General features: G+C 74.6%; 18 protein-coding genes. 7 read left to right on the top strand and 11 right to left on the bottom strand.

Going from position 1 to position 18,710, the window contains the following annotated elements:
* Positions 1-151: 151 nt before the first annotated feature.
* On the bottom strand, positions 152-883 hold the full coding sequence (locus DEJ50_RS25005) for a VIT1/CCC1 transporter family protein (protein WP_150210351.1): 732 nt from the start codon (positions 881-883) through the stop codon (positions 152-154).
* 259 nt (positions 884-1,142) lie between these two features.
* Between DEJ50_RS25005 and DEJ50_RS25000 the strand changes: the two genes are divergently transcribed.
* The 7 genes from DEJ50_RS25000 (at position 1,143) to DEJ50_RS24970 (ending at position 9,974) form a co-directional block, all read left to right on the top strand.
* The gene (locus DEJ50_RS25000; protein WP_150210350.1) at positions 1,143-2,129 is read left to right on the top strand and encodes an ADP-ribosylglycohydrolase family protein; all 987 of its coding nucleotides are present in this window, start codon (positions 1,143-1,145) and stop codon (positions 2,127-2,129) included.
* 923 nt (positions 2,130-3,052) lie between these two features.
* Positions 3,053-4,267: an ADP-ribosylglycohydrolase family protein gene (locus DEJ50_RS24995; RefSeq protein ID WP_150210349.1), complete on the top strand. Its 1,215-nt coding sequence runs from the start codon at positions 3,053-3,055 to the stop codon at positions 4,265-4,267.
* On the top strand, positions 4,264-5,466 hold the full coding sequence (locus DEJ50_RS24990) for an ADP-ribosylglycohydrolase family protein (protein ID WP_150210348.1): 1,203 nt from the start codon (positions 4,264-4,266) through the stop codon (positions 5,464-5,466). Before DEJ50_RS24995 ends, DEJ50_RS24990 begins: the two co-directional genes overlap by 4 nt.
* Positions 5,463-7,040 carry an ADP-ribosylglycohydrolase family protein gene (locus DEJ50_RS24985; RefSeq protein ID WP_223837903.1) on the top strand — a complete coding sequence of 526 codons (1,578 nt, stop codon included), beginning with the start codon at positions 5,463-5,465 and terminating at the stop codon, positions 7,038-7,040. Before DEJ50_RS24990 ends, DEJ50_RS24985 begins: the two co-directional genes overlap by 4 nt.
* Positions 7,037-7,945: a ribokinase gene (gene rbsK / locus DEJ50_RS24980; protein ID WP_150210347.1), complete on the top strand. Its 909-nt coding sequence runs from the start codon at positions 7,037-7,039 to the stop codon at positions 7,943-7,945. The genes DEJ50_RS24985 and rbsK overlap by 4 nt, the downstream gene beginning before the upstream one ends.
* Positions 7,942-9,162, top strand: coding sequence for a CaiB/BaiF CoA transferase family protein (locus tag DEJ50_RS24975; RefSeq protein ID WP_150210346.1), 1,221 nt, complete (start codon positions 7,942-7,944; stop codon positions 9,160-9,162). Before rbsK ends, DEJ50_RS24975 begins: the two co-directional genes overlap by 4 nt.
* Complete coding sequence (locus DEJ50_RS24970) at positions 9,159-9,974, top strand: HpcH/HpaI aldolase/citrate lyase family protein (protein WP_150210345.1); 816 nt, start codon at positions 9,159-9,161, stop codon at positions 9,972-9,974. The genes DEJ50_RS24975 and DEJ50_RS24970 overlap by 4 nt, the downstream gene beginning before the upstream one ends.
* Positions 9,975-10,026: 52 nt before the next feature.
* On the opposite strand, the gene lgt is transcribed toward DEJ50_RS24970, so the two are convergent.
* The 10 genes from lgt to DEJ50_RS24920 form a co-directional block, all read right to left on the bottom strand.
* On the bottom strand, positions 10,027-11,043 hold the full coding sequence (gene lgt, locus DEJ50_RS24965; RefSeq protein WP_150210344.1) for a prolipoprotein diacylglyceryl transferase: 1,017 nt from the start codon (positions 11,041-11,043) through the stop codon (positions 10,027-10,029).
* An 89-nt stretch (positions 11,044-11,132) separates the two neighbouring features.
* Positions 11,133-12,002, bottom strand: coding sequence for a thioredoxin domain-containing protein (locus DEJ50_RS24960; RefSeq protein ID WP_150210343.1), 870 nt, complete (start codon positions 12,000-12,002; stop codon positions 11,133-11,135).
* 96 nt (positions 12,003-12,098) lie between these two features.
* Positions 12,099-12,914 (bottom strand): tryptophan synthase subunit alpha, encoded by an 816-nt coding sequence (gene trpA / locus DEJ50_RS24955; RefSeq protein ID WP_150210342.1) that lies wholly within the window; start codon positions 12,912-12,914, stop codon positions 12,099-12,101.
* Complete coding sequence (gene trpB / locus DEJ50_RS24950) at positions 12,911-14,164, bottom strand: tryptophan synthase subunit beta (protein WP_150210341.1); 1,254 nt, start codon at positions 14,162-14,164, stop codon at positions 12,911-12,913. The genes trpA and trpB overlap by 4 nt, the downstream gene beginning before the upstream one ends.
* A gap of 187 nt (positions 14,165-14,351) precedes the next feature.
* Positions 14,352-14,618: a tryptophan biosynthesis modulator TrpM gene (gene trpM / locus DEJ50_RS24945; protein WP_411757638.1), complete on the bottom strand. Its 267-nt coding sequence runs from the start codon at positions 14,616-14,618 to the stop codon at positions 14,352-14,354.
* A gap of 9 nt (positions 14,619-14,627) precedes the next feature.
* The gene (gene trpC, locus DEJ50_RS24940; RefSeq protein WP_150210340.1) at positions 14,628-15,437 is read right to left on the bottom strand and encodes an indole-3-glycerol phosphate synthase TrpC; all 810 of its coding nucleotides are present in this window, start codon (positions 15,435-15,437) and stop codon (positions 14,628-14,630) included.
* Positions 15,438-15,604: 167 nt separating this feature from the next.
* Positions 15,605-16,081 (bottom strand): DUF2752 domain-containing protein, encoded by a 477-nt coding sequence (locus DEJ50_RS24935; protein WP_190344678.1) that lies wholly within the window; start codon positions 16,079-16,081, stop codon positions 15,605-15,607.
* Between the two features lie 101 nt (positions 16,082-16,182).
* On the bottom strand, positions 16,183-16,431 hold the full coding sequence (locus DEJ50_RS24930; RefSeq protein WP_150210338.1) for an HGxxPAAW family protein: 249 nt from the start codon (positions 16,429-16,431) through the stop codon (positions 16,183-16,185).
* A 95-nt stretch (positions 16,432-16,526) separates the two neighbouring features.
* Complete coding sequence (locus DEJ50_RS24925; protein WP_190344676.1) at positions 16,527-17,204, bottom strand: TIGR02234 family membrane protein; 678 nt, start codon at positions 17,202-17,204, stop codon at positions 16,527-16,529.
* A gap of 17 nt (positions 17,205-17,221) precedes the next feature.
* Positions 17,222-18,709, bottom strand: coding sequence for an anthranilate synthase component I (locus DEJ50_RS24920; protein WP_150210336.1), 1,488 nt, complete (start codon positions 18,707-18,709; stop codon positions 17,222-17,224).
* Between the last annotated feature and the right edge of the window lies 1 nt (position 18,710).

The raw sequence follows: 18,710 nt of genomic DNA, 5'->3' as shown, positions 1-18,710 counted from the left end.
GCAGCTGAGCGCACGGGGCGGAGGTCCCGGAGCGGGGTGGGCATCATTGCCCACAGCGCTGAGGTCTCATGCCCGGCGGACATGGAATCGAAACCGCCGGGAAACCCACTACTTATGTCAGATCCTGCATAGTGTCTCACCACCGCGCGGGTCAGCCTAGGGCCGAACCGATCCAGGTTCCCAGGATGTACGTCACACCGGCCGCCGCGCCACCCAGCAGGAGCTGCCGCAGCCCGCTGCGCCACCAGGTGGCCGCGGTGACCCGCGCGACCACCGCGCCGCACAGGAACAGCCCCGCCAGCGCGAGCAGCACGGCCGGCCAGAGCGCGGTGGCACCGAGCAGGTAGGGCAGCACCGGCACCAGCGCGCCCAGCGCGAAGGAGCCGAACGAGGACGCGGCGGCGACCAGCGGCGACGGCAGGTCGTCGGGGTCTATGCCGAGCTCCTCGCGGGCGTGGATCTCCAGCGCCTGCTCGGGGTCCCGGGACAGCTGCATGGCCACCTCGCGGGCCAGCGCCGGCTCCACCCCGCGGGAGACGTAGAGCTCCGCGAGCTCCTCCATCTCGTCCACCGGGTGCTTGCGCAACTGCTGCCGCTCGACGTCGAGTTCGGCCAGGACCAGATCACGCTGCGAGGCGACCGAGGTGTACTCTCCGGCCGCCATCGAGAAGGCGCCGGCCGCCAGACCGGCCAGACCGGTGATCACCACGGTCTGCGGGGCGACCGCGCCGCCCGCCACACCGGTCATCAGTGCGAGGTTGGAGACCAGCCCGTCCATCGCCCCGAACACCGCCGGCCGCAGCCATCCGCCGTTGACATCGCGGTGGGTGTGGTTGTCCCGGTGGGCCTCATGCAGCGGCGCCTCGAGGTCGATGATGGACATGCGATGTTGCTCCCTTTTTGCGCACGACGAGACCCAGGCAGGCATCCCGTCCCCCTGAACATCCCTGAACACCTCGAAACTACGCACGATTTCTGGCCGCCGCCAGCAAGGAAGGCCGTACTTACCTGGGCTTTTGCGGCTCGGCGACCGGGTGACGGGCGGGTTGGAGGGGCGTTTCGCGCCATGCGACAAACCGAATGCCGTGGCACAAATCCCCCAAGGGCTCATGATGAGTCCCAACAAGTGGGAGAGGCGCGCCATGGAGCTGATTGCATGCGATCCGCAGGTTCTCCTCGAACGGGCCAGGGGCGCTCTTCTGGGCCTCGCGGTGGGCGATGCGCTGGGTGCCCCCGCGGAGAACATGAAGCCCTCGGAGATCCGTTCGCGATGGGGCCGGATCGAGGGCTTCGTCTCGGACGACCCGGCCGGCACGGACGACACGGAGTACGCCATCTTCTCGGGCCTGCTCCTGGCCCGGCACGGCTCCGCCCTGACGGTCTCCCATGTCGAACGGGCCTGGCACCACTGGATCGCCGACCTGGACGAGGGCCCGTTCCGGGGCGCCGGCTTCTCGGAGCGCGGCACCCTGGAGAACCTGCGGCGGGGGCTGGCGGCCCCCATCTCGGCCCAGCACCGGCACGCCTGGTCGGACGGCCTGGCGATGCGGGCGGCCCCCTTCGGAGTCTTCGCGGCGGGCCGCCCGGCGGAGGCGGCGCGGCTGGTCGCCATCGACGGCACGGTCAGCCACGACGGCGAGGGCATCTACGGCGGCCAGGCGGTCGCGGCGGGGGTCGCGGCGGCGATGGCCGGCGGCTCCCCCGCCTCGGTGGTCTCCGCCGCCCTGTCCGTGATCCCCTCGGACTCCTGGACGGCGCGGTCGCTGCGGCGGGCGGTGACGGCGGCCCCGCGGGGGGAGCGAGCGGTGCGCTCGGCGGTGGTGATCGGCGGCTACCCCTGGACCGACCTGGCCCCGGAGGCGGTCGGCCTCGCCTTCGGCGCGTTTGCCGCGTCGGGCGGCGAGTTCCGGTCCTCCGTGCTGACCGCGGTCAACATGGGCCGCGACGCCGACACCACGGCGGCGGTGGCCGGGGCCCTGGCCGGCGCCCTGTCCGGCAGCGCCGCCATCCCCGCCGACTGGTCCTCGGCCGTCGGCCCGGTCCGCGGCAGCTGCCTGCCCTCGATGCGCGGCTACCACGTACTGGACATCGCGGACCTCCTCACCCCGGAAAGCGAGCCCCGCGGATGACCGCCCGCACGGACCCGGCTGCTCCGCATACGACCTCCGGAACCGGGGGCCCGCAAACGCCCCCGCCGAGCCCCGCCCCCGGCGGGCCTGCGACGCCGTACGCGTCCCCCGGGACCGGGAGCCTTGGGACGGCACCCCCGAGTTCCGGCCCCGAGGGCCCGGCAGCCCCGCCCGGCCCCGCCCCCGGCGGGCCTGCGACGCCGTACGCGGCCCCCGGGACCGGGACCCTTGGGACGGCACCCCCGAGTGCCGGGACCGGCCTCCCGGCTGCGCCGCCCCACACCGGCCCAGGCCGGCCACCGGCTCCGGACGCCGGGGTCGTGGCAGCCGCCCACGCCCCCGCCGGGGAAGGGGGCCCGGGTGCCCAGCGGGTCGCCGGCCCGCTGCCGCCCCCGGCCCGGGCGCGCAGCGCCTCGGCCGAGGCGACCGAGGCGCCCGCGGGGCCACCCCCGGCCACGGAGCCCCAGCTCCCGGCGGAGCCGCCCCTCGCCGCTACCGCACCGGCGGGGCCCAGCCCCAGCCGCCCGGACGCCAGCCGGCCGCAGGCCGGGGCCGTGGCCGGGGGACCACCCCCGGCCACGGCCCCGGCGCGGGCGGCGTGGCGGGGCCCCGCCACAGCCGAAGCAGCCGGCACCGGCCGGGCGCCCGGGGAGCCGGCCGCCGCCGGCTGCCTGGCCGCCGGCCGGCCGCAGGCCGCGCCGGAGCGCAGCGGCTCGGCGGGGCCCGCCGGGGCGGCCGGGGGGCCACCCCCGGCCCCGGCTCGGGCGCGCAGCGGCTCGGCGGAGCCAGGGCGCGGGGAGCCTGCCCCGGGGGCCCGGCCCCCGGCGGAAGCGCCCCGCGCCGCCTCCGCCTCGGCCGGGCCCACCCCCAGCTGCCCGGACGCCAGCCGGCCGCAGGCCGGGGCCGCCCCGGCGGAAACCACGTTGGCAGCCGGGGGTCCGCCCCCGGCGCGCAGCCGCACGGCCGGGCCGCAGCGCAGCGGGCCGCCGGAGGCCAACGCCCGGCGGATCGAGGGGCTGTTGCTCGGGCTCGCCGCCGGGGATGCCGCCGGCTGGCCCGCCGCCCGGCACCGCGCCAGCCGGATGCCCGAGTGGACCCGTCGGCTCACCCGCGAGCTCGACACCTTCGCCGAGCAGAACGCCACCACCACCCTCCCCGTCCCCATCGCCCTCAACCAGCCCCCCGAACCCCTCCGCCTCGGCCCGTCCGACGACGCCGAATGGGCCGCCTTCGCCGCCGAGTCCGTGCTCACCGCCGCCGGCGTGCTGCTCAGCGACCTGTCCCGGTCCCGCCGGATGCGGGCCGCCATCGACCTGGCCTGGAACGCCCTGGCCAGCGAGATCGCCGCCGCCGCCGAACGCGCCCCCGAGGTCGAGTCCGCCGTGCTCCCCCTCCGCGCCCGGATCTCCGTACGCGCCGGTCTCGGGAACCTCGCCGCCGGCCTGCGCCCGCCCGCCACCGGCCACGACAATCCGCACTACTTCGACGACGCCGCCTGCGTCCGCGCCGCGGTCCTCGCCGTCGTCCACCCCGGCTCCCCCCAAGCCGCCGCGGACCTCGCCGAGTTCGACGCCCGCTACACCCAGGACGGCGACGGTGTGCACGGCGCCCGCGCCATGGCCGCGGCCGTCGCCGCCGCGCTCGGCGGGGCGGACGTCGACACGGCGGTCGAGGAGGCCCTCGCCCGGCTGCCCGGCGCCACCGAGATCGGCCGCAACGCCCGGCACGCCGTCACCCTCGCCCGGACGGCCACCGAAGGCGCCTTCGGGCTCGTCCCCACCCTGGAACACGAGATCGTCGACCACGTCTACAGCTATGGCATCGCCGCCGCCGAGACCGTGCCCGTGGCCCTCGCCCTGGCCACCGCCGCCCGCGGCCGGGTCACCGAGGCGGTGCCCGCCGCCGCCTGCCTGTCCCGGGTCGCGGACTCCGCCCCGGCCCTGGCCGGCGCCCTGACCGGCGCGCTCGGCGGCGCCGCGGCCATCCCCACCGCCTGGCGCCGGGCCTGCCGCACCCTGTCCGGCTGCGCGCTGCCCCGGCTGGCCGGCACCGACCTCGTCGAACTCGCCGCGCTGCTCGCCGGCACCGAGCTGACGTCCCCCAAGGCACCCGAAGGACAAGGAATCATGCGGACATGACGACCGAGACGACCGAGACGACCAAGAGCGCGGACGGCGCGGCCTCGGCGGCGGCGCCGCCCACCCTGGAGGAGCGCGCGGCCGGCTGCCTCGTCGGCGCGGCCGTCGGTGATGCGCTCGGCGGGCCGGTGGAAGGCTGGTCCCCGGAGCAGATCACGGAACGGCACGGCGGCCGGGTCCACGGCATCGTCGGCCCCTGGTACGAGAACTGGCGCACCGCCCGGCCCCTAGCGCCGTACCACAAGGGCGACGGACACGTCACCGATGACACCCTGATGACCCACGCCCTGGTACGGGTCTACGAACAGGTCCGGGACCACCTCGATGCGCACGCGATCGCCGACCACCTGGTCCCGGACCTGATCTCGAACCCGCGCTGGATCCCGGAGCTGGAGGCGGAGGCCCTTCCGCTGCACCGGATCTTCCTGGCCGAGAAGTGGATCGTCACCCGCATCCACTACGCCCATGCGGACCCGCGCGAGGCCGGCAACGGCAACATCGTCAACTGTGGTGCGGCCATGTACATGGCGCCGGTCGGAATCGTCAACGCGGGGAATCCGGCGGCGGCGTACGCGGAGGCGGTGGACATCGCCGGGGCACATCAGTCCAGTTACGGGCGGGAGGCCGCCGGGGTCTTCGCGGCGGCGGTCGCGGCGGCCTGCGCTCCGGGGGCGTCCGCCGCCTCGGTCGTGGACACCGCGCTGTCCCTGGCGAAGGACGGCACCCGGGAGGCGATCGCGGCGGTGGCCGAAGCGGCCTCCGGGCACCGGGAGTACGAACCGGCGCTCGGACCGCTGCGAGCGGCGGTCGCACCGTACGACTCGGTCGGGCCGGACTACCGCGCGCCGTCGCTGGGCGCGCGCCGGCCGTCCCGGCTCCACTCGATCGAGGAACTGCCCATCGCGCTGGGGATGCTGCTGATCGCCGACGGGGACTACCCGGCGGCGGTCCTAGGGGCGGTCAACTACGGCCGGGACTGCGACTCGACGGCGACGATGGCGGGCGCGATCGCCGGTGCGCTGGGCGGCGGGTCCGTCGTCCCGCCGGCCTGGTCGGAGCGGGTGGCCGAGGCCAGCCGACTCGACTTGTACGGTCCGCCGGCCGCGCTGGCGGAGGTGGCCCGCGAGGTCTTCGCCCGCGACCTGGCACGGCGCCGGCTGCACGAGGCCGCGTTCTCGGCGATCGCGGGGCCGCGGTGACGGGCCCGGCCGCACCCGTCCGGCTCACCTGGGTGCAGCCCGAGGACCTGGTCGGGCACGAGCTGCGGCAGGCCGCCGAGGACGGCCGGGACCCGGGCCCGCAGCTCCGCGCCTGGCTCGCGGCGGGCGGCCGGCCGGCCCCCACCCGCGCCGGCGCCTCCCCCGCCCCGGCCCCGCCGGCTCTCCGCGCCCTGGCGGAACACCTCCTGGACGAACTGGCAGCCCTCCCCGCCACGGGCTCCGCCGCCGTACCCCGGGACCAGGATGCAGCGGCAGGCCCGGACACGAGCGCAGCCGCGGAGACCGGTCCGGGCGCAAGCCCGGAGACCGGTCCGGGCGCAAGCCGGCCGGTCGCCGGCTCGGCCACGGCCGCGCCGCGGGGCCCGGGCGCAGCCCCGGAGGCCGGCCCGGCCGCCGACTCCGCCGTCGCCGGGCCCCGGAACCATGGCGCAGACCCGGGCAGTGCTGGGGAGTTCGTACGGCGGATCGAGGCCGGGTGGGTGGGGCGGGCCGTGGGGTGTGTGTTGGGCAAGCCCGTCGAGAAGCTGCCCCTCCATGGCATTCGCGCCCTCGGCCGCGCCACCGGCAACTGGCCGCTCCGCACCTGGTTCACCGCCCGCGGGGTGCCCCCCGAACTGCTCGCCGCCCATCCCTGGAACCGCCGGTCCGCCGCCACCTCCCTCGCCGAGAACATCGACGGCACCCCCGAGGACGACGACCTCAACTACCCCCTCCTCAACCTGCTGCTGCTCCAGCGCCACGGCAAGGGCTTCACCACCGCCGACGTCGCCCGCCTCTGGCTGGACGAGCTCCCGGCCGGCCGGACCTTCACCGCCGAGCGGGTCGCCCTGCGCAACCTGCTGCTCGGCCTGGAGCCTCCGCTCACCGCCCGCCACCGCAACCCCTACCGCGAGTGGATCGGCGCACTCATCCGCGCCGACATGCACGGCTGGACCAACCCCGGCGAGCCCGCCCGCGCGGCCGGACAGGCATCCCGGGACGCCGTCCTCACCCACACCGCCAATGGGGTGCACGCGGCCCGGTTCGCCGCCGCCGCGATCGCCGTGGCGGCCGGCGGCGCCGGCCCCGGCGGTGGCGGTGGCGGCGGTGGCGGTGGCGGCGGCGGCGGCGTTGACGTACATGCCGCGCTGCGGGCCGGGCTGGCCGTCGTACCACCCCGGTCCCGGCTCGCCGAAGCCGTCCGCGACGGCATCGACGCGGCCGGCCGGCACGCCGACTTCGACCGGGTCGTGGACCACCTGCACCTCCGGTACGGCCACTACCACTGGGTGCACGCCGTACCCAACACCGCCCTGATCGCCGCCGCCCTCACCCACGCCGACGGGGACTTCTCCCGCTCCGTCTGCCGTGCCGTGTCCGGAGGCTGGGACACCGATTCCAACGGCGCCACCGCCGGCAGCATCGCCGGCCTGCTGGCCGGCGCCGCGGACCGGATCCCGCACCACTGGACCGCGCCCTTGAAGAACCGGCTGGCCACCACCGTGCCCGGCTTCGACGGCATCGGCTTCGACACCCTCGCCCACCTCACCGCACAGGAAGCAGTCCGCCCATGACGGCCATCGCCGTACTCGGCAGTACCAACATGGACCTCGTCGCCTACGTCCCCAAGGCCCCCCGGCTCGGCGAGACCGTGACCGGCCGCGCGTTCCGTACCCTTCCCGGCGGCAAGGGGGCCAACCAGGCCGTCGCCGCCGCCCGCAGCGGCGGGGAGGTGACGATGATCGGGGCGGTCGGCACGGACGAGTTCGGGGTCCGGCTGCGGACCGCGCTCCGCGAGGCCGGGGTCGGCACCGAGGGCCTGCGCACCGTCGAGGGGGCCAGCGGCACCGCCCACATCACCGTCGACGACGAGGGCGGCAACTCCATCATCGTGATCCCGGGCGCCAACGGCCGGGTGACCGGGCTCGAAGCGGGCGACGAGGCCCGGATCGCCGCCGCCGGCGCCCTCCTGCTCCAGCTGGAACTGCCCATGGCAGCGGTGCTCGCCGGCGCCCAGGTCGCCCGCTCGAACGGCGTACGGACCATCCTGACCCCCGCGCCCGCGCAGCCGCTCCCCGACCGGCTGCTCGCCGCCACCGACCTGCTGGTCCCCAACGAGCACGAGGCCGCCGCCCTCACCGGGCTCACCGACCCGCAGCAGGCGGCCGAGGCCCTGCTCCAGCAGGTGCCCAGGGTGGTGATCACCCTCGGGGCCGCCGGCTCCCTCTACGCGGCGCGCGGCCAGGACCCGTTCCTGGTGCCGGCGCCCCGGGTGCGGGCGGTGGACAGCACCGCCGCCGGGGACACCTTCGTGGGCGCCCTGGCGGTGGCCGTCGGCGAGGGCCGGCCGATGCGTACGGCGCTGGCCTGGGCCTCGGCGGCGGCGGCGCTGTCGGTGCAGCGGCCCGGCGCGCAGGACTCGATGCCGGACCGCGCCGAGATCGAGGCGGCCTTCGCGGAGCCGGGCAGCCCGGCATGACCACCGCCCCCCAGACAGGCACGGCTACGGCGGGCGGGCCGCTGGACGGGCTCCGGGTGCTCGACCTGGCCACGCTCTTCGCCGGCCCGCTGGCCGCCACCCTGCTCGGTGACTTCGGCGCCGAGGTGATCAAGATCGAGCATCCGGAGCGTCCGGATCCGTCCCGGGGCCACGGCCCCGCCAAGGACGGCGTGGGCCTGTGGTGGAAGCTGCTCGGCCGGAACAAACGGACGATGACCCTCGACCTGTCCACCCCGGGCGGGCAGGCCACCCTGCTCCGGCTCGCCGCCACCGCGGACGTGGTGATCGAGAACTTCCGCCCGGGAACCCTGGAGCGGTGGAACCTGGGCTGGCCGGAGCTGAGCGCGGCCAACCCGCGGCTCGTTCTCACCCGGGTCACCGGCTTCGGGCAGACCGGGCCGTACGCCCGCCGGCCCGGCTTCGGCACCCTCGCGGAGGCGATGAGCGGCTTCGCCGCCATCACCGGGGAACCGGACGCACCCCCGACCCTCCCGCCGTTCGGCCTCGCCGACTCGGTCGCCGCGCTGACCGCCGCGTACGCCGTGATGACCGCGCTGGCCGGCCGCGACCGGACCGGCCGCGGGCAGGTCGTGGACCTCGCCATCATCGAGCCGATCCTGACCGTGCTGGGGCCGCAGCCGCTCTGGTACGACCAGCTCGGCTACGTACAGCCGCGGACCGGCAACCGCTCGGCGAACAACGCCCCCCGCAACACCTACCGCAGTGCGGACGGCCGCTGGCTGGCCGTGTCCGCCTCCGCGCGGTCGGTGGCCGAGCGGGTGATACGGCTGGTGGGCCGGCCGGAGCTGTGCGCCGAGCCCTGGTTCGATTCGGGCGCCGGGCGGGCGGCCCACACGGCCGTCCTCGACGAGGCGGTCGGGTCGTGGATCGGCCGGCACAAGGCGGAGGAGGTGGTGGCGGCCTTCGAGGAGGCGCAGGCGGCGGTGGCCCCGGTCTACGACGTCCGGGACGTCATGGCCGACCCGCAGTTCGCCGCCCTGGACACGGTGACCGAGGTGGACGACCCGGAGCTGGGACCGCTGCGCATGCAGAACGTGCTGTTCCGGCTGTCCGGTACGCCCGGGGGGATCCGCTGGGCGGGCCGCCCGCACGGCGCGGACACGGACGCGGTCCTCGCCGAGCTCGGCCTGTCCCCGGCAGAGGTCGCCCGGCTCCGGGAGGAGGGCTCGCTGTGATCCTGACCTGGCTGTACGTACCGGGTGACCGCCCCGAGGTGGTGACCAAGGCACTGGCCGCCGGGGCCGACGCGGTCATCGTGGACCTGGAGGACGCGGTGCCGGCCTCCCGCAAGGAGTACGCCCGCGCGGCCACGGCGGAGCTGCTGACGGCCCGCCCGCCGGTGCCGGTGCACGTCCGCGTCAATGCGCTGGGTTCGCCGTGGGCGGGCGCCGACCTCAGGGCCCTGACCGGGCTGCACGGCCTCGCGGGCCTCCGGCTGCCCAAGGTGACCTCCCCCGAGCAGATCGTCCGGGTGGCGGACCGGACCGGCGGGGTGGCGCTGTACGCGCTGCTGGAGTCCGCGCTGGGGGTGGAGCGCGCGTACGAGATCGCCCGCGCGCACCCCTCCCTGCACGGCCTGGCGCTGGGCGAGGCGGACCTGCGGGCGGACCTGGGCGTCACGGCCGAGCGGGGCCTGGACTGGCCGCGCTCCCGGGTGGTGGTGGCGGCCAGGGCGGCCGGCCTGGCGCCGCCCGCCCAGTCGGTCTTCCCGGACATCCGGGACCTGGACGCCCTGGCCGCCTCCTGCGCCCATGGCCGGGCCCTGGGCTTTCTGGGCCGGGCGGCGATCCATCCGCGGCAGCTTCCGGTGATCGAGCGGGCGTACCTGCCGACCCCGGAGGAGGTGACCGCGGCCCGCGAGATCGCCGGCGCGGCCCGTCGTACCCCGGGCGCGGTGGCCCTTCCCGACGGCAGGTTCGTCGACCCGGCCGTCCTGGCGGTCGCCGAGCGCATCCTCACCCTGTCCAGCCGCCCCGCCCCTCCGTAGGAACGCCGAAGGGGGCGCCGCGGTGTGCGGCGCCCCCTTCCGGAAATCCGGGTCAGCCCTTCTTGGCCTGGGCGGCTTCGTCGCCCGCGGGCTCCGCGTCCGCGGTCGGCTTGGCGAAGGGGGACTTGGCATCCGCCGGCCTGGCGAAGGGGGACGTGGCGTCGGCCGGCTCGTCCCCGGCGGGCTCACCCGGCTTCTGGTCCGCAGGCTCAGCAGGCTCGGCCGGCTCGGTCGGCTCCACCTGCTTCGCCGGGGTGCGGTCCGGTTCGACCACGGACTCGCGGCCCGGCCGCAGCTTCGCCGAGAGGACGAAGTACGTCACCGCCAGCACGAAGACCAGGATCGAGGTCCAGACGTTCAGGCGCAGGCCGAGTACGTGGTGGGCGTCGTCCACCCGCAGGTACTCGATCCAGCCGCGTCCTACGCAGTACGCCGCGACGTACAGGGCGAAGACCCGTCCGTGGCCCAGCGTGAAGCGCCGGTCGGCCCAGATCACCAGCAGGGCGACGCCGATGCACCACAGCGACTCGTAGAGGAAGGTCGGGTGGTAGGTGCCCGCCATCCGGTTCGGGCCCTCGCTGATCTCCAGCGCCCACGGCACATCGGTGGCCTTGCCGTAGAGCTCCTGGTTGAACCAGTTGCCCCAGCGACCGCAGGCCTGGGCCAGGGCGATGCCCGGAGCCAGCGCATCGGCCCAGGCGGGCAGCGGGATGCCGCGGCGCCGGCAGCCGATCCAGGCGCCGACCGCGCCCAGCGCGATCGCCCCCCAGATGCCGAGGCCGCCCTCCCAGATCTTGAAGGCGTCGACCCAGTTCTTGTCTTCGCCGAAGTAGAGCTGGTAGTCGGTGATCACGTGGTAGAGCCGACCGCCGACCAGGCCGAACGGCACGGCCCAGACGGCGATGTCGGCCACCGTGCCCGGCTTGCCGCCGCGCGCGATCCAGCGCTTGTTGCCGATCCAGACGGCGAGGAAGACGCCGATGATGATGCAGAACGCATAGCCGCGCAGCGGGATCGGTCCGAGTTCGATCACGCCGGTCGACGGGCTGGGGATGTATGCAAAGTCCATGGCAGGACTGACGCTACCCTGCCGGGCTGGCTGCACCGCAACCCGCCCGGCAAGCGAAACCAAACCGTCGCACGGCGGCCCGGCCGGAGTCAGTCCTTTGCGCCCTGCCCAGCCCCGGCCCTCGCGCCCTCCTTGACCCCGGCCCCGGCTGCGGGCGTCGCGGTCGCCTTGCCCTTGGCCGCGGCCTCGACCTGTTCCTTCAGCTTCTGCGGGGTCAGCGGGTTGGCCTGGTCGGCGAAGATGTCCTTGCCGTTCAGCAGCACGGTCGGGGTGCCCCGGAAGGTGCCGGCGCGGAAGGCCTCGTACGACTTGCCCACCCAGGCGTTGTGGGTGCCGTCCTCCACACAGCGGCGGAACTCGGGGGTGTCCAGCCCCTCCACGCTGCCCGCCAGCTCCAGCAGCTTCGCGTTCTTGCCGAAGGCGTCGTCCACCTCCTCCGGCTGGTTCGCGAAGAGGAGGTCGTGGTACGGGGAGAACTTGCCGGCGTCCTGGGCGCAGGCCGCCGCATTGGCCGCCTTGAGGGAGCCGCTGCCGCCCATCCTGTTGTCGATCAGGGTGACCAGGTGGTACTCCACCTTGAGCTGCCCCTTGGCCTCCAGGTCGTGGATGACCGTGCGGTAGGCGTCCTCGAAGGACTTGCAGGCCGGGCAGCGGAAGTCCTCCCACACCGTGAGGGTGGACGGGGCTCCGCTCTTGCCGGTCTGGATCGCGAGCGCGTCCTTCCCGGTGGCCCCGGAGGGGGCGCTGACCGGGCCCGCCGTGGCATCGGTGTCCTTGCCGGCATTGGCGGCGATCACCCCGACGACGGCCGCCAGGCCGAGCACGCCGGCCACCGCGGCGGCGACCAGGATGGTCCGCCGGCGCTTGTCCCGGGTCTTCTGCCGGTCCCGTTCGGCTTGGAGCCGCTCGCGGGCCGATCGTTTCGCATCGCGGTTCGCACCGTCGTTCTTCTCGCTCACGTCCCGCCAAACGAAGCGGGGAGGCACGCCAGTGCCTCCCCGCTCCCACTTCCACCCGATCGGGCTACAGAACCCCCCACCGGGAACACGCGTGCGTCAGCTCCTGCGCGCACCTTCCGCGAGTTCGCCCGCCAGCGTGCGGACGGCGGCCAGGCCGGCCGCCAGGTCCGGGGCGTCCAGCAGCTTCTTCACGAAGGCCGAGCCGACGATCACACCGTCGGCGAAGGCGGCCACCTCGCGGGCCTGCTCCGGGTTGGAGACGCCGAGGCCCACGCAGACAGGGAGGTCAGTGGTGCGGCGGGTGCGCTCGACCAGCTCCTGGGCCTGGTTGCCGACCGACTCCCGGGTACCGGTGACGCCCATCAGCGAGGCCGCGTAGACGAAGCCGCTGCCGGCCGCCGTGATGGTGGCGAGCCGCTCGTCCTTGCTGGAGGGGGCGACCACGAAGACGGTGGCCAGACCGTGCTTGTCGGCGTGCTCACGCCACAGCGCGGACTCCTGGACCGGCAGGTCGGGCAGGATGCAGCCGGCCCCGCCGGCCGCCGCGAGCTCCTCGGTGAACCGCTCGACGCCGTAGCGGTCGATGGGGTTCCAGTACGTCATGACCAGCACCGGCGCACCGGTCGCGGCATGCGCCTCGCGGACGGTGCGCAGCACGTCGGCGATCTTCACGCCGCCGCGCAGCGCGATGTCGTCCGCGGTCTGGATGACCGGGCCGTCCAGGACCGGGTCCGAGTGCGGCAGGCCGACCTCGACGATGTCCGCGCCGCCGGCCAGGACGGCCTTGACCGCCTCGATGCCGCCGTCGACGGTGGGGAACCCGGCCGGGAGGTAGGCGACCAGGGCCGCCCGGTTCTCGGCCTTGGCCTTGGCGAGGGTGTCGCCCAGCAGCTGGATGTTGCCTGTGCTCACTTCGACTCCCCCTCGGCGGCGTCTCCGTCGTACAGCCCGAAGTAGCGGGCGGCCGTGTCCATGTCCTTGTCACCGCGGCCGGAGAGGTTGACGACCAGCAGGCCGTCCTTGCCCAGCTCCTTGCCCAGCTCAACGGCGCCCGCGAGGGCGTGTGCCGACTCGATGGCCGGGATGATGCCCTCGGTGCGGGAGAGCAGCCGCAGCGCCTGCATGGCGGCGTCGTCGGTGACGGCGCGGTACTCGCCTCGACCGCTGTCCTTCAGGTAGGAGTGCTCCGGGCCGATGCCCGGGTAGTCCAGACCGGCCGAGATCGAGTACGGCTCGGTGATCTGGCCCTCCTCGTCCTGCAGGACGTAGGAGCGGGAGCCGTGCAGGATGCCGGGCTCGCCCGCGGTCAGGGTGGCCGCGTGCTCGCCGGTCTCGACGCCGTGCCCGGCGGGCTCGAAGCCGACCAGGCGGACCCCGGTGTCGGGGATGAAGGCGTGGAACAGGCCGATGGCGTTGGAGCCGCCGCCGACGCAGGCCGCGACCGCGTCGGGGAGGCGGCCGGCGCGCTCCAGGATCTGGCGGCGGGCCTCGACGCCGATCACCCGGTGGAAGTCGCGGACCATGGCCGGGAAGGGGTGCGGGCCGGCGACCGTGCCGAAGAGGTAGTGGGTCTCGTCCACATTGGCGACCCAGTCGCGGAACGCCTCGTTGATGGCGTCCTTCAGGGTCCGGGAGCCGGACTTCACCGCGATGACCTCGGCACCGAGCATCCGCATGCGGGCCACGTTCAGGGCCTGCCGCTGGGTGTCGATCTCGCCCATGTAGATGGTGCAGTCGAGGCCGAACAGGGCGCAGGCGGTGGCCGTGGCCACGCCGTGCTGGCCGGCGCCGGTCTCGGCGATGACCCGGCTCTTGCCCATCCGCTTGGTGAGCAGGGCCTGGCCCAGCACGTTGTTGATCTTGTGGGAGCCGGTGTGGTTCAGGTCCTCGCGCTTGAGGAAGATCCGGGCGCCGCCCGCGTGCTCGGCGAACCGGGGCACCTCGGTGAGGGCACTGGGCCGGCCGGTGTAGTTGACGAGCAGGTCGTTGAGCTCGGCCGCGAAGGCCGGGTCGCCCTTGGCCTTCTCGTACTCGACCGCGACCTCGTCCACGGCGGCGACCAGCGCCTCCGGGATGAACTTGCCGCCGAAGTCGCCGAAATAGCCCTCGGCGTTGGGGACGCGACCCTCCGGGTCGGGAATGAAGAACTGCTCGCTGGACATGGCCAGAACTCCTACGGAAGCGACGGTTGATGACAACGTATTGCGCCGTCGGCCCGTGCGACGAAAGGCCCCGGAAAGGGGGCGTACGGCACGGGCGGAGCAGCCTGCGGCGCGGTCCGATCGGCTCCGGCGGCAGGCAGAGTGCCTCACCAGGACGGTACGCCCCGCGTACCGCTCCGTGGCTGCGCTACGACGCGCCTCCGGCGTGCCATCGCATGCCGTTGACCTGTCCCGGCTCGGAGCCGATCACGTAGCGCACCCGGCGGCCGAGGACTCGGCGGGCCGGCGCCCGGCAGCCGCGCGGCTTGCGGCCTCGGGCGAGGGACGCGTGCGGATCACGGGCCGGCAGTCCCGCCGTCGCCGCCGCGCGCACGCCGACGGCCGTCCCGGGGCGGTCGGTGCCCTCGGGACGGCGCCGGGTGGCGCGGGGGCGGGCGGCGGGCTGTGACTTCATCGTGCTGGTTCAGCTCCGGCCGTGGCGCAGAGCGGGGTGGGCGCCGGCGGCCACCAGGTCGGCGACGGCGGCCTTGGGGTCGCGGCCGGTGACCAGGGACTCGCCGACGAGTACGGCGTCGGCACCCTCGTTGGCGTACGCGATCAGGTCGTGCGGTCCGCGGATGCCGGACTCGGCGACCTTCACGATGTGCGCCGGGATCTCGGGCACGACCCGCTCGAAGGTGGAGCGGTCCACCTTCAGGTCCTTCAGGTTGCGCGCGTTGACCCCGATGATCCGGGCGCCCGCCGCCACGGCCCGTTCGACCTCTTCCTCGTCGTGGACCTCGACCAGCGGGGTCAGGCCGATGGACTCGGCCCGCTCGATCAGGGAGACCAGGGCCTCCTGGTCCAGGGCCGCGACGATCAGCAGGGCGAGGTCGGCGCCGTAGGCGCGGGCCTCCCAGAGCTGGTACGCGGTGACGATGAAGTCCTTGCGGAGGATCGGGATGTCCACCCGGGCACGGACGGCCTCCAGATCGGCCAGCGAGCCGCCGAAGCGGCGCTGCTCGGTCAGGACCGAGATGACGGCTGCGCCGCCCGCCTCGTAGTCCGCAGCGAGCCCCGCCGGGTCGGCGATCGCGGCCAGCGCACCCTTGGACGGGCTGGAGCGCTTGACCTCACAGATCACCTTGACGCCGTCGCCGCGCAGGGCCGCGACGCCGTCCTTTGCCCGGGGCGCCTTGGCGGCGCGCTCCTTGAGCTCGTCGAGGCTGACGCGAGCCTGCCGTTCGGCAAGGTCTTCGCGGACCCCTTCGATGATCTCGTCGAGCACACTCACGCGAGCGGCCCCCTTCCGGGTCGGTCGGCTGATTCCGGTCGTTTCATGTCGTTCAAGGTCAGCAATCAAATGGTATCCGCAGGTGGCCTCGCGCCCGACATGCGGTTGACGCCATCCCATCACCCGGACATGCGGAATCAAAGGTTCATGTGCGGGATCAGGGCGGATCAGGGCGCCAGCCATGCTCCGAAGGGCAGATTTCGGACAATGGAAAAAGCCAGTCCAAGGCTGCCCAGGGCCCACCAATACAGGGGTTTCATGGCCACGCGGGGGGCAGGCCGGCCCCGATAGGCGCGATTCAGCCAGAGCGCCAGGTAGCCCGCGAAGAGGAGATAGCCGATCACCGCGAGCGCATTCGCACCCATGGCAAGCGTCAGGTCGCCGTGCACAAAGGCATGCGCACTGCGCAGCCCGCCGCAGCCCGGGCACAGCACCCCGGTCACCCTCAGCAGCGGGCAGACCGGATAGTGGCCGGGTTCATTGGGATCCACCGACCCGACGTAGGCGAAGGCCGCCACGACCACGGCCAGACAGGCCACGGGCGCCGCCAGCCGCCGGGCGGGCCCGGCGGCCGGGCCCGGCGGGCCGGGGGGCCCGGGCGGGCCGACGGGATTCACCCGCTCGGGCGGGTGCACGGCGTCCATGCGCTGATTGTCTCCGCCCATGACAAAAGGCGCAGCCCGACCGGGCCGCGCCTTGAGTGGTTTCTGCGATGTCGCGATGGAGCGCGCAGGAGCGCCCGCCGTCAGGCGGCGTTGGCGGTCTTGGCGGCGATGACCTTGGCCAGGTCGTCGTGCTCCGGCTTCTTCCCGCCCATGCCCGCGGCGCGCATCGCCATGCCGACGACACCGCCGATGGCGACGACCACCAGGCCCAGCCAGAACCCGAGCGGGTTGGCCAGGACCATGAAGGCGCCGGAGATGCAGAAACCGATGAAGGCGATGGTGACACCGGTCCAGGCGGCCGGGGTGTGTCCGTGGCTGCTGCCCGCCATGAGTAGCTCCTCGTTGCTCTGTCGAACGTGCTGTGTCGAACGCTCGGACATCATTCTCCCGCACCCCGCGGAACCGGGCGTCAGCGGGTCCGGATTCAGCCGGTCGGGTCCTCGCCGCGGTCCAGGGCCTTCCAGAGCTCCTCCGGGCGGTCCGGCGCCGCGGCCTCCGCTCCGCCCCGGCCTGCGGCCTTCCGGGGCCGGGGGCCGCCCTCCCGCTCGTACCGGCCGCCCATGGCCGGCCAGCTCCGCCCGTAACGCAGGGCCAGCAGCCCCGCGAGGAGTATCAGGACCGCGCCTACGGCGGTGACATAGGGCCAGGCGGTGTACGTGAGGCCGCCCACCCGGGCCGCCGTGTCGGCGGTGGTGCGCGCGGCCTCGGCGTCCAGGGCGGCCCGGTCCGAGGCACCCGCCAGGGCGGCCAGCGCGGCACCCAGGCCGCTCAGCGCCAGCAGCGCGGCCACCAGCAGGCGGCCCTTGCCGCGCACCGCGAACACGGCCACCAGGGCGGCCAGCCCGACGATGGCGAGGGCGGCCGGCACGCCGGTGACCGCCCGGCCGTCGGCGGTCAGGGACATGGAGCCGTCGGCGACGGCGGTGGTGCCGCGCGCCCAGATCCGGCCGGAGGCCAGCAGGACGACGGTGGCACCGAGCGCGCCGCACAGCAGCGCGATCGCGACACTGCGGCGGCCGGCGCGCGCCGCGGCTTCGGCGGCTGCCTCGGCGGCGGACTCGGCATCGGTACGGGGCTGGGGTACGGCGCTCACGTACCCCACTATCCCCTACCGCCTCCTCAGCCGTGGAGGCGGTTGGCCGCTCCCACCGCGCGGAGCACCGCCGCGGCCTTGTTGCGGCACTCGTTGTCCTCGAGTTCGGGCACCGAATCGGCGACCACCCCCGCGCCGGCCTGCACATACGCGGTGCCGTCCCGCAGCAGGGCGGTACGGATGGCGATGGCGGTGTCGGAGTCCCCGGCGAAGTCGAGGTAGCCGACGGCGCCGCCGTACAGCCCGCGGCGGGCCGGCTCCAGCTCCTCGATGATCTGCATGGCGCGCGGCTTGGGCGCGCCGGAGAGGGTGCCGGCCGGGAAACAGGCGGTCAGCACGTCGAAGGCGGTCTTGTCCTCGGCGACCCGGCCGGTGACGGTCGAGACGATGTGCATGACGTGCGAGTACCGCTCGATGGACATGAAGTCGACCACCTCGACCGATCCGGGCTCGCAGACCCGGCCGAGGTCGTTGCGGCCCAGGTCGACCAGCATCAGGTGCTCGGCCCGCTCCTTGGGGTCGGCGAGCAGCTCCTCGGCGAGGTCGTGGTCCTCCTGCGGGGTGGCACCGCGGTGCCGGGTGCCGGCGATCGGGTGGACCATCGCCCGCCCGTCCTCCACCTTGACCAGGGCCTCGGGGCTCGACCCGACCACGTCGAAGCCGTTCTCGAACCGGAAGAGGTACATGTACGGCGAGGGGTTGGTGGCCCGGAGCACCCGGTAGACGTCGAGGGCACTGGCCTCGCACGGGGTCTCGAACCGCTGCGAGGGCACCACCTGGAAGGCCTCGCCCGCCCGGATCCGCTCCTTGATGTCCTCGACGGCGGCCTGGTACTTCTCGCCGCCCCACAGGGCCGAGAACTCCGGCAGCTCGGAGACGGGCAGCGGGGTGGGGGCGTACGGGGCCGGGCGGCCGAGGTCGGCCTCCATGGCGTCGAGCCGGGCCACCGCGTCCGCGTAGGCCTCGTCCACGCCGGTGTCCAGGTCGTTGTGGTTGATGGCGTTGGCGATGAGCAGGACCGTGCCGTCCCAGTGGTCGAGGACCGCCAGGTCGGAGGTGAGCAGCATGGTCAGCTCGGGCAGCTTCAGGTCGTCGGTGCCGTGCTCGCCGATGCGCTCCAGGCGGCGGACGATGTCGTAGCCCAGGTAGCCGACCATGCCGCCGGTGAAGGGCGGCATTCCGGCCGCGAGGTCGCGGGGGGTGTGCAGGGTGTCGACGGTGCGGCGGAGCGCCTCGAGCGGGTCTCCGTCGACCGGGACGCCCACCGGCGGGGTGCCGATCCAGTGCGCCTGGCCGTCGCGGACGGTGAGGGTGGCATCGGACCGCACCCCGACGAAGGAGTAGCGGGACCATGAGCGGCCGTTCTCGGCGGACTCCAGCAGGAAGGTGCCGGGCCGCTCGGCCGCCAGCTTCCGGTAGAGGCCTACCGGGGTGTCCCCGTCGGCGAGCAGCCGGCGACTGACGGGAATGACACGGCGGTCGTTGGCGAGCTTGCGGAACGTCTCAAGATCCATG

This window comes from Streptomyces venezuelae, assembly GCF_008642295.1.
Classification (GTDB): domain Bacteria; phylum Actinomycetota; class Actinomycetes; order Streptomycetales; family Streptomycetaceae; genus Streptomyces; species Streptomyces venezuelae_C.
The sequence above is the reverse complement of the archived record's forward strand: the minus strand, read 5'-3'. Positions and strand labels throughout refer to the sequence as shown.